Below are 17,580 nucleotides of genomic sequence, written 5' to 3'. Positions count from 1 at the left end.
TGGTATCCCTCCCCTATCTTTTTTCAAAAGATTATACCTTCACCATCGCAATCGCCAGCCCGTCATAAGCAGGCAGCAACGTACCGGTCAGGCGCGGATCGGAAGCCATACGACGGTTGAACTCGCGCACTATCTGCACAGCAGGTCCTTGTTTGTCCGGGTTCAGCGTACGACCGCGCAGCAGCAAATTATCGCCAACAATGATCGCTCCCGGCTGTGCCAGCTCTAACGCATACTCCAGATAGTTCAAATAATTCCCTTTATCCGCATCAATGAAAAAGAAGTCAAACGTTCTGCCTTCCTGCTTCAACTGCTCCAAACTATGCAGCGCTTCGCCAACGAGATACTTCACCTGTTCCCCATGACCCGCCTGACGTAAATGTTCATGCGCCAACGCCGCATAAGCAGGTTGCAGCTCCAGCGAGGTAATGCTGCCTTCGACACTCAATCCGCGCGCCATACAGACCCCGCTATAACCGCCCAGCGCACCAATTTCCAAAATACGATTGGCACGCGACATTTGCACTAACAAAGTCAGCAATCGTCCGTAGCCCGGCTCCACCGATACTTCCGGCATCCCCTGCTCTCGAATCTTCTGCTTGATCTGTAGCAGTAATTCATCTTCCTCAATCAGCTCGTTCATATAATGTTCTGGATTGGAATGTTGTTCTGTCATGTAATGATTCTACCCCTTCAAATATAAAATTCAGTCTGATATGCAAAAATCGCCGATATTGCGGCACTTTTTTAACGGAAACGTTTGTAAGAACTGACGCATTCACCTATACTAGATTGTATGGCTTTCGGGCGAAACCGGCAAACGGTATATTAAATAAATAATGGAATTTTGTTTAGGAACAAAAGATCTCACTGTTTATAGGGAGTTGAAGAACTACAATGAAATCACTAGAATTAATCGCTACCTGCCCAATGGGTATTGAGTCAGTTGTAGCGCGCGAATTAAAATTGCTCGGATATGATGATACACGCACCGAGAACGGTCGTGTCCGCTTCAGCGGCGACTATATCGACATCTGTCGCTGTAACTACTGGTTGCGTACAGCAGACCGCATCGTAATCAAAATGGCAGAATTCAAAGCCACAACATTTGACGAATTATTTGAAGGCGTAAAAGCCGTATCGTGGGCAGACTATATTCCTGCCGATGGCGAATTTCCGGTTTCCGGACGCTCGCAAAAATCGCAACTGAGCAGTGTACCCGCTTCACAAGGTATCGTAAAAAAAGCGGTCGTGGAGAAGCTCAAACAAACGTATGAAACCGATTGGTTTCCAGAGGACGGCGCACTGTATGCGATTGACGTATCGCTATACGAAGATACAGCGCTGATCACGATGGATACGACCGGACCTTCACTGCACAAACGTGGATACCGCAAGCATGCGACAGAAGCGCCTCTCAAAGAAACAATGGCGGCAGCACTCATACTGCTCAGTCGCTGGGGTCCACATCGTCCGCTGTACGATCCGTTCTGCGGTTCCGGCACATTGCTAATTGAAGCGGCAATGATCGGCTGGAATATCGCGCCCGGACTGCGCCGTAGCTTCCCGTCAGAAGGCTGGTCGATCATTTCGGATGAGCTGTGGGAACAAGCTCGTGACGAAGCATTCGATGCGGTCAATGACGATATTCCGCTGCAAATTACCGGTAGCGATATTGATCCAGAAGCGATTGAAATCGCCAAAGCATGCGCCAAAAGTGCAGGTTTGGGCGACGAAATTGAATTTAAAGTTATGCCTGTTTCGCGTATTCAGCCACAAGGGAAATTCGGCTGCATCGTGACCAACCCGCCGTATGGCGAGCGTCTGAGCGAAACGAAAGAAGTCGAAGCGATGATCCGTGAGCTGGGCAAATCGTCCATCTATCTGCCGGATTGGTCGGTATTCGCGATCACGCCAACTCGTCATTTTGAACAATTTTTCGGACGCAAAGCCGACAAACGTCGCAAGCTGTACAACGGTCGGATCGAATGTCAGTTTGTTCAATATCTCGGTCCACTGCCGCCGCGTCAGCGTCAGGAAGAAGCTCCATCTTCGTAAGTATAAGCTCCAAGCGATTGTATACGCTTAGAGCAGCGACGATCCCAACAGATAGAAATAGATTGCACATCAGACAGATAAATCACGTATGGTATAGATCAATCAAAGAAATTGCTAACCAATACTCATTCTAATCTCCATACGTACAGCCACGCCGATCACGGATATGATTTCATTGATGTGACTAAACATCATAATTCCAATCCGGCGTGACTGTACGCGATGGTTGTATCAACAGAATGTAAAGGCACTATATATTTCATGCAGGGATGCTGCGGTTGTAAAGCCTGCGATCATCCCTTTTTTACACTTATTGTTATAATGACAAGTCACATTGCTTGCATTGCTGTGTTCTGTTGTACGTCAGATCCTTGGTACAGGCTGCTTGACGTCCTGCACTGACGCACTTGAACTGGAGCGGGTTAACGTGTTAAACTGCACGCTAACCGTTTGAATGTAATGTAGAGATTAACTTTGTAAACTGAATTTGGGCATCATGTAAGGTGATGTATTACGCAAGGGGGCTCCATTTTGGAACAGATACATTCCCGGTCACAGCGCCGCAGCTGGCAACAGCGTCTGCTATGGCCGTTCGCCCCGGTCAGAATTGATTATTTGTTATTTTTGATCCTGATGCTGGGTAAAATCTTGTATTTGCATAGCAATCTACATTTGCAAAATATCGATATGAATGCGCTCGATGTCATAACCGCTATCGGTTCGATCCTGCTCGCGTCATTCTGGACATTATGGTTACCGCGCCGCGGACGTATCATCGGTCTGATTATTGCCGATGTGCTGCTGAGTGTGTTATTGTTCGCCGATCTCGTATATTTCCGTTATTTTCAGGATTTCATTACGATTCCGGTACTGATGCAGGCAGGTCAGGTGGAATCATTAGGCGGCAGTATCCGCGAACTGATTCATACGAACGATATTCTGCTGTTCGCTGATGTACTATTATTGCTTATCGTCGGTATCGTGCTAATCATAAGACGGATTACACGCGGCAAACGTATCACCGCATCGTCGAATCGCTGGAATGGCTCGGATGTATCCAGCAGTCGTAGCCGTCGTGTCGTGACTCGTTTGTTACAAGGGGTGGGCGTATTGGTACTTGGCTGTCTGTTGACCTTTGGACCGATCAAATATGCAACGTCCACTTGGGCAATCGGATTGTTCGTAGGCAACTGGTGGAATATGTCGCTGTATAACGTAACCGGTGTACTCGGATTTCACGGATATGATGTGTATCGGTATGCGGAAGATCATTTTGGCAGTGGCAGTCAATTGTCCGCCGCTCAGACGAATGAAGTCAAAGACTGGTTTGCCGCCAAACAAGACACTCGCTCCCAAAAAGGAGATGATGATCTGTTCGGCGCCTACAAAGGCAGCAATGTGATCGCTATTCAGGGCGAAGCATTTATGAACTTTGTTGTCGGTAAGAGCTTCAACGGTCAAGAGATTACACCGAATATTAATCGGCTGATGAAGGATAGCATTTATTTTAGCCAGTATTATCATCAGACTGGGCAGGGGCGCACATCGGATGCTGATATGGCATCTAACGCTTCACTGCATCCTCTGCCCACCGGTTCGGTCTTTACTCGCTATGCGGATCATGAATATGATACACTGCCGAATATTCTGAACAAGCAAGGTTATGATTCGTATGTATTCCATGCATATGAGCCAAGCTTCTGGAACCGTTCCGTGATGTATCAAAATATGGGCTATACTAAATTTTTCAGTAAAAATGATTATACCATCGACGAGCCGCTCGGCTGGTCGCTCGGTGACAAATCATTCTTCCGTCAATCGGTTGAGAAAATGAGCGAAGTACAGCAGCCGTTCTACTCCTTCCTCATCACACTGTCCAGTCACCATCCGTTCACTCTTCCGGCTTCGGTACAAGAATTGGATATGGGCGATCTGTCCGGCACAACATTTGGCGATTATATTCAATCGCTGCATTATGTAGATGCCGCGCTCGGTGAGATGGAGCAAGATCTGAAGGACAAAGGATTGTGGGATAAAACGATTCTGTTGTTCTATGGCGATCACGATGATTCGCTCAAGGATAAAGCACCGATGGAAGAATTCCTCGGCAAAGAATTGTCCGATCTTGATATGGAGCAGCTGATGAATCAAGTACCTATGTTGATTCACCTGCCAGATGGTGCTCATGCTGGTACGTATGATACACCTGCCGGTCAGCTCGATATGACTCCATCGATTTTGCATTTGCTCGGTGTCGATGCCAGTCCGTATTATCTGATGGGCAATGATATGTTTAACAAAAAAGAAGATAAGCTTGTCGTACTGCGCACCGGTGCTTTTACCGATGGCAAAGTATTCTATATCCCATCAGCAGATGGTGTATTTGAACACGGAACAGCTTACGATCTGAAAACGCGCCAGACGACCAATCTGGAACGCGCACGCAGCGGATTCGAGGAAGCACAGAAACGGTTGAACATTTCCGATGAAGTGATTACTCATGATCTGATTCGCGAGTTCCACAGCGAGAAATCAGGCGGTACGTCAAACAGCAGTAAATAAATCAGCATTACCAGCTCATATTTCACACCAAAAAGCCCGCAAGGACGATAATCGTCCTTGCGGGCTTTGATGTTGATATACGTTTTCCCTGTATAAGATGTCTCCTCATCGGGAACGTTTGTCGGTATTATGCTTTGGCAGAAGGCTTTTTCACAAACTTGGCAACCTTCTCCAGCACTTCAGCTTCCGTCGGAGCGCTGACATAACGACCGTTAATAAATACAAATGCACGCTTACCACATGGACCGCAATACGACTTGCAGCCGATCTTGATCTCTGCGTCAGGCGCGAGCTTTTCCAGCTTAGGAATAATACTTTTCAGGCGGATGTGGTTGCACTCGTCACATACGCGAATATCGTTAGTCATGAATAATTCCGTTCCCTTCGGTCCTCTTAGTGATGATGGTGACCGTGATCGCCTTTGGAAGGGTTCGTAATCACAAAGCCCTCTTCACCGGTGTACAGATAGTCGACTTTGACGCCATCCAGCCATGCTTCGTTTGGATCAACGGCTACATCGATTTCTTTGTCGGTGGATACGACTTCTTCATTGCTTTGTGGCTCAGCCAGGTCCATACCATAGTGCACGTGGTCGCCGTGGGAATGAGTTACAAATACACGCAGTTTCAGACCTGCGTTTTCTGGTTTGTCCATCTCTTGCTTGATTACTTTCGCTGCATTGCGCGTAATTTTGACTTTCATGGAATCAGCTCCTTGAGTTCGACTTGCCTGCATGAGTGCAGGACGCAATAGTACTATTGTATAACTGGTCCCATTATTACGCAAGGACAAACCCATGCTCAGCGCTGCGGATTGTACTCAATCGTTGACAGTTTTGTTTCGGCACGTGATACGAACCAGTTCATGAGCAACAAGGTCACTCCAATATCATCTATAGGCATAAACGGCATCATGTCCGGCATCACCCAGTATACAAGTACGGGAACAACGAACAGCAGTTTTTCTGTTATAGGCAGTTCTCTGGAAGTGAGCAATCCAGGGAGTTTTTTGAATACATGTACCCATTGCTTAGCAGAAAATAAACGGGTCCATTTTGACATGTTGCATCTCTCCTTCATGGATTCGCGCCACAGCTGCGATCCGGGCGCTGAATAATCAAAAGCTGAACGCACATGCGAAGTGCGTACTTGTATAATACGTATGAGATGCAAAAAGTTTCAGAAAATCCGAAGATTATGTAAACTTTTTTATTTGTACATTTGGAGTGTATATAGCGAGTATTTCTTTGCATACTAGATGTCGTTTGTGAAGATACTTATACGGATGTACGTATGAAGATGAGTATGTATATACGAAAAAAAGAGCAACTTTCCGTGATGGAAAGTTGCTCTATAGTTAGGAAATGTTTCTTTTGAAGCGGGGATATGACTCGCGGTTTCTAGCGAAGGACATTCGGATTGCGTTGTCGTTCTTATTTTATTTGTTGCCAGTGTGCTTGCGTAAAGTCAGACCGAGCATAATAAGCAGCATGCCGATGACATATACTGACATTGGAGTTGCAGTCTCACCTGTTTGTGGCAGACGATCCATATGGATCAGCTGGTTGCCAAGCGTTGGATTAGCGTTTGCAGCAATATCACTCACGCCCATCGTGCCTTGACCGGCAGCTGTCACAATATTGGCATTGCGAGTTGAACCCGGCAGCAGTGCTGCTGGTGTAACCATGCCCATCGCAGTCACCGTATTCAGACGATTGCGAGGCGAGGTCGAACTATTCTGTTCATCCGTTTCTACAGCAGCAGTCGGATCATCTGTAGACGCAATGCTTACGTCGCCATTCACATCGTTGGTTGCTGTTTCATTGTCGGCGTCAGAAGGATTGACTCCATCTGTTGATCCGACGACAACACCTGCTCCATTACTTGCAGTCGTTGCTGCGTTACCACTAGAACTGTTACTGCCGGATGTGCCTGTACCGTTATTGCTGTTGTTATCTGTGCTGGTATTGCCAGTATTGTCCGTGTTGTTCGATGTTCCATTATTGGTACCATTGTTGCCACCGCTATTGTCTGTATTGCTACCGTTATTGTTATTTCCACTAGTATTGTTGCCATTTCCGTTATTACCGTTATTTGAGCTACCGTTGTCAGATGGATCGGTACTGCCAGTGTTGCCATTGTCGTCTGTTCCATCATTGTCATTGTTGCCAGGCTGTGTTGGCTCTGTCGGAGTTGTACCAGTATCACCACCGGATTCATTTCCATCGTCGTTGCTAATGATCGGTGTGAAGCTGGTATTTTCCAATAAAGTCAGACCCACATCTGGCAAAATGCCATCTGCAATACCGATAGAGATCAGCGATGATTGTTCACCAATTCCGTCGCTATTTTCCAGCTGGTTGTTATCGAGGACAGCTACACTCAGATCACTACCAAGTACATCATCCAATCCAAGCTTTACCGCAGCATCTTGTTGGCTATTGCTAGTTGTAGTGGATTGCTCATCGCTGTCCAATACACCAAGATGCAATTGGTCAGCAATCGGCAGGTCATTGGCAGCTACTTCTACTACGGCTTCGTGTTTTGTGCTAGCAGTTTCCACGGATTGCTCATCGCGATCCAGTACACCAACGTGTACATCATCGGCAACTACAGCATCATCCGCTGCTACCTCTACTGCGGCTTGATGTTTTGTGCTGGCAGTTTCACCGGATTGCTCATCGCGATCCAGTACACCAACGTGTACATTATCGGCAACTACAGTATCGTCAGCTGCTACTTCTACTGCGGCTTCGTGTTCTGTACTGGTAGCTTCAACAGATTGCTTATCGCGATCCAGTACACCAACGTGTACATCATCCCCAACTACAGCATCGTCAGCTGCTACTTCTATTGCGGCTTCATGTTCTGTGCTGGCAGCTTCAACGGATTGCTCATCGCGATCCAGTACGCCAACGTACACATCGTCGCCGATCACAGCGTTGTCTGCTGCTACTTCTACTACGGCTTGATGTTCTGTGCTGTCAGCTTCACCGGATTGCTCATCACGATCCAGCACACCTACGTGTACATCATCGGCAACTACAGCATCATCCGCTGCTACTTCTACTACGGCTTGATGTTCTGTGCTGTCAGCTTCGCCGGATTGTTCATCACGATCCAGTACGCCGACATGCACATCGTCGCCGATCACAGCGTTGTCTGCTGTAACTTCCGCTACAGCTTTATGCTCTGCGTTTATATTTTCACCGGATTGTTCATTGCTATCCAATACACCAATATGCACGTCATCACTAATTGGTGTATCGGTTGCTGCAATTTCGGCTACAGCCGAGTGGCTGTTGTCAGTGTTGGCTTGGGATTGCTCTTGATTGTCCAGAACACCAATATGAAGATCGTCGCTGACCAGGGTGTCAGTCCCCGTCACTTCTGCAACGGCGGAATGATCGGTCTCGCTGTTGGTTGTCGTTTGATCTGAAGAAGTGAGCACTTGCGCCTCTGTTTCGTCTCCAAGCACGGTGTTATTGGCTTGTACTTGAAGCACGGCGTCGCTCTGCTGAGTGCCTGTTGCGTCGGTGTTCTTCTGATGCTCCAGTACACCGACATGCAGCGTGCTATCCTGCTGAGTGCTTTCCTCATGTCGATCTCCAATATTCAGCTCTACCAGCGAACGGCTTTCTGATTCTGCCGCCGATGCAGTTGTATGCGACCATCCCATAACTGCTGCCAGACAACCTGTTGCCACCATCATTTTCACTGACCATTTCATTGTTCATCGCTCCCTTTATTTTAATACGACTGTTGTCCATTAAAATAAAGGGAGTGTTGCGGTGGCTGACCCGGTGGGGCATTCATCCACTGACTGCTGCCTCGTTCCGAACGAGTATAGTGAATTACAATCGGCGCATTGCGCTGTCGATCGTTCATAGTGTCCAGCAGCAACGCTGCCGAATTGCTACCTGCATTTCCGCCAGTTGAACCCAACTGCGCTGAGGATCCGCCTACATTGGCTACATTCATGACAGCCAGTGCATCTGTAGAATAATCCGGTACAAGTGGCAACCCGGACGGGGCAAATGGAATAGCAACGCCAGCTGAAGTGTCATTGGTGTCTACCGTTTGCAGAGATGTGCGATCTGTATGACGCTCATCAACGCCAATATCTTGCGTATTCATCCATGATTGCCAATTCCATTTTGGTACATTGCCAGAAGGATTGCCTGTCTGCTGTGCTTCTTGCTCATCTGCTATACGTGTAGCTTCTGAAGCAGTTTGGATATTGTTCGAGAGTGGATTCGGATTAACGTTGGTAGGATAAGTCTCAGGTACAACTGCATCGCTGGAAGGAATGTTTGGTGACGCTGAATCAGGTTGCGGTTGGATCGGTGACTGAGGATGAATCGCTGAAGCCGAATGATCATCTGGCGTCTGCGTTCCGGTCGGTTTCGTAGCTGTATGATTTCGACTGGATGTAGACGATATAGGATCAGCTTCCGCTTCGGGATTCGTCGTATGTTCCGGCTCTGGTTGCGGCGTCACTACTGGTGGAATCGTAATTACAGGAACGGATGGTGTTGGATTTGGTATAGTTGGTAGTGGTTTGACGACTTCAGTTACTACAGTAGGTACATGGGTCACTACATCGTTTGCGGTGTCTACCACCTCAGTAACAGCATCGGTTGCTGTCGTTGTTGTAGCATTGACAACATGATCGACCGTACTCACAGTAGACTGTACCGTCTCCGTAACAGTTGCAGTTGTACCTGATACGGTGCCAGCCGCAGTATCTACAGTGTCCTTTACGGTTTGATCCACTGCTGACGACAAAGCCCCGGTTATATCCGTCGGCTCGCCGGTCACTAGTTTTTCCGTTTCTTTGACAAGATCTTCGGTCACTCCTGTTACATTTCCAACAATTCCAGCAGTATTCCCTACTGTATTTCCTAGATTGGAGCCTGTATCAGCTACTGCCGAAGATGCCTGACTGGTCACTTCACTGGCTGCCTGTGTTGTCGTGTCAGTAACTGATTTCACCGTATCCGTCACTGTTCCAACAAGTGAAGCCGTCGTACGTTGTAATAGAGTGTGCTCTGATATACCACTCTCTTCGCTTGTAGCATTGCGTGTATCTTCTACAGAACGGTTCAACTCATCATTTGAATTTGTATCCGTTTTTTCCGTAGAAATCGTCTGCTGCGAAGATAATTCTTCACCAGCAGCATGAGCGGCATTGTAATGAACAAATGCGTATAAAAATAACGCAATCACTAGTGCAAGCAATCGATACTTCATTCGTTTATTCACCTCCTTTCCTGTAAGGAATCGTTGTACCCTAAGCAAGCTTACATAATATACTTAAAAATAACATTATGGAAAATTAAGTTATTTATATTTACCCGAAAAACGTTTACTGTATCGCTATTTTGACTACAATTATTCATTAAAAGTTATTCTTTTCGCGTACTTTTGGATCATACAGAATATGCAAATCTATATATGAAGAACACCATTGTGGATGGGCAGAAAACAGGATTACTAGACAGCAAAATAGTGCTGATGGATGAACAGAAAAACAGTGCTAATGGACAGAAAAAGACCCTCCGACGTCTCAGAGGGTCTTTTGTACAGAATAAAGGATACCAGCCTTATTCTGCTTCCAGCTATTCACTTATTTTCGTTAAGCTATGCTCTCGGTATAACCGATATGAGTAAGCCTGTACTGTCGATTATTTGTTGTACGTGTCGGAAGTAACTTCTGTATCTTCGCTATCCAGCACATTCAGATTCAGATCGTCACCAAGGATAGTATCTGTTCCGGAAGACTCAACTACCGAATTGCTATCTGTGTCTACGTTGTCTGTTGTTGCTTCATCGCTGTTCAGTACATTCAAGTTCAGATCATCGCCAATAGCTGTGTCTGTACCCGAAGATTCAACAACTGCACTGTGTTCGCGATCCGCACGATCAGCATCATAGTCATCGTTAGTCAAAACGTCCAAGTTCAGATCATCACCCAGTACGCTATCTGTTGTCGCTGCATCTACTGCCACACTTTTGTCGTGATCAGCTTTGTCTGTGTTGTTCTCTTCACTTTGCAGAACATTCAGATGGCTATCATCACCAAGAGCTGTATCAGTAGCAGAAGATTCCAGTACTGCACTTTGTTCACGATCCATATCGTCGGTGTTCACATCGCTATTTTTCAAAACATCGACATTTACATCGTCGCCTACTACTGTATCTGTAGCAGAAGAATCAAGGACAGAGCTTTGTTCAGCATTCACATCATCGGAAGTCACTTCATCGCTTTTCAACACATCCACATTCACATCGTCGCCCACTACTGTATCTGTAGCGGAAGATTCAATGACCGAACTGTGTTCACGATCCATACTATCCGAGTTTTGTTCTTTGCTGTTCAGTACGTCAACAGTTGCATCGTCTCCAACCACGCTGTCCGTTGCGGAAGCATTCAATACAGAGCTTTGTTCGCTCTCCATATCATCCGTACGCACTTCATTGTTCTTCAGTACATCGGCATTTACATCATCACCCAGAATCGTATCGGTTCCGGAAGTTTCCAATACTGCACTGTGCTCAGCATCCATGTCTTCAGAATCATAATCTTGATTATTCAACACATCCAGATTTAGATCGTCACCCAAAATGCTGTCCGTTGCAGCGGAATCGATAACGCTACTAGTGTCATAGCTGCGATCCCCGTCTTCCTTCTCATCACTTTTCAGTACATCCAAGCTTGCATCGTCACCAAAAATGGTGTCTGTGCCAGAAGATTCCAGTACGGAACTGTGATTCTGTTCGCCATCTTTTGACTCCCAGTCATCATTGTTCAATACATCAGCATTCAGATCATCACCCAGAATGGTATCTGTTCCGGATGCATTGAGTACGCTGCTGGAACTTTGGTCTTTATCTTCTGATTGAGAATCATCGCTTTTCAGTACATCCAGTTTCAGATCGTCGCCGAGGATGGTATCATCGCCAGAAATCTCCAACAGTGAACTTGACTCGCGCTCTCCGTCTGTGGATTCGTCATCATGGCTATTCAGTACATTGATTTTCAGATCATCGCCCAGAATGGTATCATCACCGCCCAGATTGAGCAGTGAGCTGGATTCCCGGTTGCTATTGCTACTTTGACTGCTGTGATTATTACTGCCAGAGTGGCTGCTACCGAGATTGTCGAGTAATCCGTTTGCTGATACTGTACCTGTAGACCAACCCATTACTGCTGCCAGACATCCTGCTGCTACCATAGCTTTCACTGTGTTTTTCATTGTATATTCGCTCCCTTAATTTTAATTGTTGGTTGTCATCCGACAAACGACGTATTAAAATCAGGAGCGATTTGTGGTGGTTGCCCTGGTGGTGGATTGATCCACTGGTTGCTACCTTTGTCTGACTGGGCACGATAGATAAGCACTAGCTCATTGTATCGTGACAAGCCGTTGCGTCCGGCGCCAATACCCGGAATCTGCGATCCATTAGAACCGAAGGTTGGGTTCAGGTCGCCGCCTGTGGCATTACCTGGTGCAATAGTCAGGTTGCCTCTGCCATTCAGCCAAATATCCGCAAGTGGATTCGCCGCTACTGGATATCCGCTGCTAGCTGGAGAATTGTCGTCTATCTCTTGATCCGCTGTCACTGTCTTCAATGTTTCTTGGCTGCTTATCTGTGTCGGCACTACAACCGATGATGTAGCAGGCTCAGGATCATGAAGGCGCACTGACAATGGTTCAGATGGTTCCGACTTCGGCTGTGTAGCTTGCGGTTCAGACGTTTCTGTCACAGCGGGCTGTGCAGATGGCTGTTGAACGGGTTGCTGCGCAGCAGGAGCCGGGACGGGATCGGAATGATGATCAACTGGGACTGTAGAAGATGTAGCTGCTGGCGTCGGAGCCGGTTGAGCTGGCTGACGTTCGCGCTCTTTGTCCTTACCGTTATCCTTTTCAGGAGCGGAAACAACAGGCGGAACGGTTGGCTGCTCATTAACCGGCGGTACGTCTGCATCATCTGGCAGTTGTTCTGCCGTATCTTCTACAATGTCTACGGTGGAGTCAACTGCATCCGTTGCTGTGTCCACAACGTTGGTTGTTGTATCCAATACCGTATTGGTCACCTCAGTCGTCGTATTCAATGTAGTATCTACAACATCGACTGTTGTCTCAAGCGCAGTGTCAGTCACATCGGTTACCGTTGTTGTAGCAGCACGTACCGTATGGGCGGTAGTTTCAGTCGTGTTGTTCAAAAGATCAGTTGTTGTACCCACTGTCTCTCCCACCGTTTCGGTCGTCTGCTCGACAGCACCAGTTGCATCTTCCACTGTGTTTGCAACAACATCCGTTGTTTGATCGACGATTCCGTTAACCGTATTCGTAACATTGGATTCAGACTCGGCTGCATTGCTAGAGGTGTCAGTTACTGTACCTGCCGTTGTCTCAACGGTAGAGCTAACAGGATCCGATACGTCTTTCACTACATCCGAGGTTGCATCAGTCGTAGTCTCTACAGTCTCAGTGACCGTTTTTCCTAGCGACTTCGTCGTGTTGTCCACAATGTCACCCAATCCTCCGGCTTGCACAGACTGTTGGTGAACCAGTGCTACAATCAGCATGGTCACTACCATTGCACATAACCGGTAGAAATGCTTCAGGAGTCTCACCTCCCTTCATAATAGAATGCAATCAATGTTGCTATGTTCTTCTACTGTACTTCGTTGTTTGCATTTCTTAATGTGTTGTAAGGATATTAAACGTATTCAAGTTATTATGTACAGTATTTCATTATTTTTGTGCACGTTTACAAAAAAAGCGAATTATCGTTATATAGATTAAAAACTGGACTTTTTGGTAATCCAAATACAGTTTGAATACGTATACATACTGCTATATTCATACTTTTACATGTATAACGACTGGAAATAACGGACTTCCACAATCATAAAATACACCCTTCCATCACTACTATTTTACGTCACAAAAAAAACACTCATCTGCGTATTGTCATACCGATGAGTGCTCTTCATTATCATTTTGCTTATTTACTTCCTTCATAGAAGGTACAAATCAAATGAGCATCACATTATACGCTATAATTGCTCGTTTTATCAGTGCCAGCCGGTGGTGTAGTCGGTTTGTCGGTTGAAGCTGGGGTAGAAGTGGATGCATTGCTATCGGTATCTTCCGCCTTCTCTGCTTCCTGTTGCTCTTTGAATTCAGCTAGTTCATGTTTAACGTCCTCAGTAGCGGCTTCCACTTGTTCTTTCCATTCGCGTGCTACGCCAAGCGATTCTTTGACCACTGCAACCACTTCCAGACCTTTTTCGGTCACTTCATGACCTTTTTGATTCCACTCTGGGCCTTTTTCTTTGATGATCTCCGCACCGTATAGCAGATCGGCACGAATATCGCGTCCACTTTTCGGTGTATACAGGATGGCTGCACCTGCACCAATCAATGCGCCTGTGAGCAGTCCGTATATAAATTGCGTTTTCTGTTGATCCATCACAATCTCTCCATTCTCTAGTTACATGTATTTGTTTACTATTACCCAGCCAGCAACGTTTTGCCCACCATACGCTGCAATTGCCGATCTTCTATGTATAAAAAGCTCAAGCTGTCTCATTCAGCACCTAGCAGGTATAAGTATGCATAGCAGACATATGAATCATCTGATAACAAAAAAGGATTGTGCTTGATACAAAGCCAATCCTGTCTCTAGCGTCTATTTGGATTTCACCTGATAAATACAACATCGCCCACCTTTGGCAATACATTCGGTACGTGTCACTTGGGCATCAAGCAGCTGTTCAAACAACTCCTGCTCGCATTGACACGCAATCTGATGCTGATCAGCGACTCGATTGATCGGACAATTGTATTCGTAAATCGTGTACTCATCCTGACCTTGTTCCTCATAGCTTGCCATATATCCGCCGCTGTGCTGAATCTCCGCAAGCGCGGCTACCCGTTCACGTAGACTTTGTTGTTCCATCAATGGCGTATACCGATCTAACAGCTTTTGCTTACGCCCTTCAAAGATCCGCTGAATGGACGCCTCGTCCAGCTCATCCAGCAAGTCTAATGTCAGCTGATGATAATTATGTGGAAAATGTTCCGCCGCCTGCTCGCTCAATCGAAAGCGTAAATATGGACGTCCGGTCGGAATTTTGATCGTTTCCGCCAGTAGCAATCCTTCCTGCTCCAGTGTCTGAATATGACGGCGCACCGCCATTTCAGTAATATTCAATTGCCGGGCGAGATCGGAGACACTTGCCGGGCCGCTTGTTTTTAGGATCATCATGATGCTGCGTCGTGTTGATGGTTCTTGGTTGGGCTTCATCCCGGGACCCCCTTTTGCGCGAAAATAAAACGACCCCATCCGCCAGTTGTCAGCGAAAAGGGTCACAGTATCCCTTTCATAATACCGTTATTGTAGCTTATCCGGCATGGGATGTAAATTCAAAACGGTTCATTGATACAGGGAATGTGATTCAATTCGATTGCGCTTGATCTCCCGATACACCTGTACCTAGCTCACGATCCAAATAATCATGCACTTGCGTCGCAAAGCTGCGAAGCGTTTCCGGCAACACCGTTGTAAGCGGATGCAGTTCATGGCGCTGCCAATCGTAATAGTCCTGTACGAGCGGGCGACGCAGCTTAACCAGTTCTAACAAGCGTGCTGTTGTCTGTTCATCCATCACTTGTTCGCCACCGACAATCTCGATAATATCGTCATAGCTGCTCGCATCGCGCATAATGAAGCCGTCGATCAGATAGCTGCCGATATCAGTCACACATTCAATAGCAAGATGCAGCGCACGCTCCTGCACCATCCCACTGGTCAGGCTCGCATCCCACGATGAAGCTGTTTGCTCCAATGCCGCACACACATCATCCAACGCCGCGATTCGGCGTTCAATCTGTTCCCGATTTACATAATACATATAGTTTCAGCACCTTACTCTGTTGTTTGAGAATCTATTCTATTAGAACACATAAAATACAATACCATGACCTGTCGTTACCGCTATTTGATAAAAGGTTTGAATATCGCGTAAATGAGCGTGCAAATAATCATAAAATTCCTGCTCATCTTCTCCTTCTATCGTAGGATACACAGCCTGCTCCATCATACTGGCAAAATCATACGATGAAGCGAGCTGTTCATCTGTACTTGCCGCTAACCATTCAGCCGCCTGCTGTACCTGTTGCGGATACAAATAATAGGCTCCATACGGCTCCAGTTCCAGCGCTTGATCTTTGAGCATCGGAACGACATAACCTTGAGGAGGTTGTCCGTCAAAATAATCACGGCATAACCACAAATGAATCCCCTGCCACGATTTATCAATGTCCAGTTCTGGATAATGATCCACATCAAGCTGGTCGACTTTCCATTGACCTTGCACCAGCTTCTCCAGTTCTGATGAATCTACAGCCAGATATTTGCCAGTCATGCCCATGATGTTCAACCCCCTACCTATTATGTTACACAGCAATGTACAGCATTTGCTGAATATCAACGATACGACTTCTTAATATTCGTAATCTACCGCGATGGTCGATTCTTTCACTGTGCCAATATAATCAGCGATCTTCACATGATCTGGATGCACTTGATACGTTTGCAGATCATCCAATGAGTCAAAATCACTGACTAGCGCTACATCATACGAGCGTTCGCTGCGGATCACGTCCACACCGACTTCAATAGAACGAATCACGTCTACTTTACCTTCCAATTCACGCAAACCGGTAATGACTTTGTTAATGATCTCCTCAGACGGGTCTTTAAATTTGAACAGTACAATATGCTTGATCATAACGGAAACGTCTCCTTTGCCTATGTAATGGATGGTGTATACCACGGCTATAGAACGTGGCATGTCATAACAGTATCGTATCATATTCTTCAGCGTTTTGCCCTCTTGCTGGTATGGACATGATCAGATAAGGAATAGTCGGATCAACCTGAACATAACAAAGCCGGAACTGCATATACAGTTCCGGCTAGATACACTGCTAGATCAGATAACGATTGCTCGCCAGCTTCACAAACAGCCTTTGTTATTGTATGAACAATATGGTTAGATCACGCTACAACATCATCGTATTGTAATCTGCCACTATTTACAGTATTACTCGGATTTTTCTTCGTCAGAAGCTTCTTCTTCTGTTGCTTCTTCTTCACCTGCTGCGGTTTCTTCTTCGTCAGATGCAGCTGGAGTTTCCAGATCTTCATCAGCTACACGCGGTACCGCTACGGAAGCGATGATATCTTCTTCGTTGGAGTTCAGCGTTACGCCATCTGGCAATTTTACATCAGCCGCAGTTACGGTGTCGCCGATTTCCAGTTCTGCAATATCCACAGTCAAGATGCTTGGCAGGTCTTTTGCCAGACCTGTAACTTCCAACTCGGTTGTTTGATGCTGGAAGACGCCGCCTTCTTTGGTGCCTTTTGCTTCGCCGTGGAAGTCGAGGGGTACGCTAACAGTGATTGGTTTTTTGGAAGACACTTGCAGGAAGTCGACGTGTGTAATGCGTCCTTCGCGGCGATGAATGTCTTTCAACAGTACTTGTACATCTTTACCGTCTACGTTCAGGGAGAAAATGTCTGCCCCACCGCGACGTGCTTGTGCTTGCAATTCTTTGCTGTCCACATGCACCGCGATGCTACCCAGATCAGGTCCATATACGACGCCAGGTGTACGTCCGCTGCTACGCAGCTCACGGTTGGCGGAATGTTTAGTCGATTCGCGTTTCTCAGCTTTAATCTTTGTATTCGTAGTCATAATATTACCCTCCTAGAGTTATGAACAATTCCCTGCGTCTGTCGTTGCAAACACGGGGTTCAATAAGATAGAAATAAAGACTGCGTGGTATATGACGAATATTCATTTTACCGAATCACATTCGCTACTACCAAATGTTCTCCTTCGCAATCCTTCCAGCAGTAATGTCTACTGGTCATGTCG

Annotated in this window: 16 protein-coding genes; 2 read left to right on the top strand and 14 right to left on the bottom strand. The window is 46.4% G+C overall.

The genetic code is table 11. The features are described from left to right. Positions 1–31: 31 nt before the first annotated feature. Positions 32–676 (bottom strand): O-methyltransferase, encoded by a 645-nt coding sequence (locus tag ACDE64_RS07770; protein ID WP_411345909.1) that lies wholly within the window; start codon positions 674–676, stop codon positions 32–34. 221 nt (positions 677–897) lie between these two features. Here ACDE64_RS07770 and ACDE64_RS07765 point away from each other — a divergent pair, with 221 nt between their 5' ends. Both ACDE64_RS07765 and ACDE64_RS07760 read left to right on the top strand, forming a co-directional pair. Then, positions 898–2,058 (top strand): class I SAM-dependent RNA methyltransferase, encoded by a 1,161-nt coding sequence (locus tag ACDE64_RS07765; protein ID WP_411345908.1) that lies wholly within the window; start codon positions 898–900, stop codon positions 2,056–2,058. A gap of 531 nt (positions 2,059–2,589) precedes the next feature. Next, complete coding sequence (locus tag ACDE64_RS07760; protein WP_411349583.1) at positions 2,590–4,620, top strand: LTA synthase family protein; 2,031 nt, start codon at positions 2,590–2,592, stop codon at positions 4,618–4,620. 127 nt (positions 4,621–4,747) lie between these two features. Here the strand turns inward: ACDE64_RS07760 and ACDE64_RS07755 are convergent, their stop codons facing one another. The 13 genes from ACDE64_RS07755 to ACDE64_RS07695 form a co-directional block, all read right to left on the bottom strand. Then, entirely contained in the window at positions 4,748–4,987 is a 240-nt protein-coding gene (locus ACDE64_RS07755) for a DUF1450 domain-containing protein (protein ID WP_411349582.1), read from the bottom strand. Between the two features lie 26 nt (positions 4,988–5,013). Next, positions 5,014–5,322 carry a HesB/IscA family protein gene (locus ACDE64_RS07750; protein ID WP_411349581.1) on the bottom strand — a complete coding sequence of 103 codons (309 nt, stop codon included), beginning with the start codon at positions 5,320–5,322 and terminating at the stop codon, positions 5,014–5,016. A 98-nt stretch (positions 5,323–5,420) separates the two neighbouring features. Next, the gene (locus ACDE64_RS07745; RefSeq protein WP_411345904.1) at positions 5,421–5,681 is read right to left on the bottom strand and encodes a hypothetical protein; all 261 of its coding nucleotides are present in this window, start codon (positions 5,679–5,681) and stop codon (positions 5,421–5,423) included. Positions 5,682–6,057: 376 nt separating this feature from the next. Next, the gene (locus ACDE64_RS07740) at positions 6,058–8,349 is read right to left on the bottom strand and encodes an LPXTG cell wall anchor domain-containing protein (protein ID WP_411349580.1); all 2,292 of its coding nucleotides are present in this window, start codon (positions 8,347–8,349) and stop codon (positions 6,058–6,060) included. Between the two features lie 20 nt (positions 8,350–8,369). Next, entirely contained in the window at positions 8,370–9,872 is a 1,503-nt protein-coding gene (locus ACDE64_RS07735; RefSeq protein WP_411349579.1) for a hypothetical protein, read from the bottom strand. A 434-nt stretch (positions 9,873–10,306) separates the two neighbouring features. Beyond that, complete coding sequence (locus ACDE64_RS07730; RefSeq protein WP_411349578.1) at positions 10,307–11,878, bottom strand: hypothetical protein; 1,572 nt, start codon at positions 11,876–11,878, stop codon at positions 10,307–10,309. Positions 11,879–11,913: 35 nt separating this feature from the next. Then, complete coding sequence (locus tag ACDE64_RS07725; protein ID WP_411349577.1) at positions 11,914–13,221, bottom strand: hypothetical protein; 1,308 nt, start codon at positions 13,219–13,221, stop codon at positions 11,914–11,916. Positions 13,222–13,682: 461 nt separating this feature from the next. After that, positions 13,683–14,105 (bottom strand): YtxH domain-containing protein, encoded by a 423-nt coding sequence (locus tag ACDE64_RS07720; protein WP_411345899.1) that lies wholly within the window; start codon positions 14,103–14,105, stop codon positions 13,683–13,685. Between the two features lie 219 nt (positions 14,106–14,324). After that, positions 14,325–14,942 (bottom strand): helix-turn-helix transcriptional regulator, encoded by a 618-nt coding sequence (locus tag ACDE64_RS07715; RefSeq protein ID WP_411345898.1) that lies wholly within the window; start codon positions 14,940–14,942, stop codon positions 14,325–14,327. 151 nt (positions 14,943–15,093) lie between these two features. Beyond that, positions 15,094–15,549 carry a DUF86 domain-containing protein gene (locus tag ACDE64_RS07710; RefSeq protein ID WP_411349576.1) on the bottom strand — a complete coding sequence of 152 codons (456 nt, stop codon included), beginning with the start codon at positions 15,547–15,549 and terminating at the stop codon, positions 15,094–15,096. A 42-nt stretch (positions 15,550–15,591) separates the two neighbouring features. Further along, entirely contained in the window at positions 15,592–16,068 is a 477-nt protein-coding gene (locus ACDE64_RS07705; protein WP_411349575.1) for a YfbM family protein, read from the bottom strand. Between the two features lie 72 nt (positions 16,069–16,140). Beyond that, entirely contained in the window at positions 16,141–16,428 is a 288-nt protein-coding gene (locus ACDE64_RS07700) for a Dabb family protein (protein ID WP_411349574.1), read from the bottom strand. 315 nt (positions 16,429–16,743) lie between these two features. Further along, positions 16,744–17,397, bottom strand: a complete 654-nt coding sequence (locus tag ACDE64_RS07695; protein WP_411345895.1) for a 50S ribosomal protein L25 — start codon at positions 17,395–17,397, stop codon at positions 16,744–16,746. Positions 17,398–17,580 lie beyond the last annotated feature (183 nt).

The organism is Paenibacillus sp. WLX2291 (genome assembly GCF_046603665.1).
Taxonomy (GTDB): domain Bacteria; phylum Bacillota; class Bacilli; order Paenibacillales; family Paenibacillaceae; genus Saccharibacillus.
Note: the sequence above shows the minus strand (reverse complement) of the source record. Positions and strands in the feature narration are given on the sequence as shown.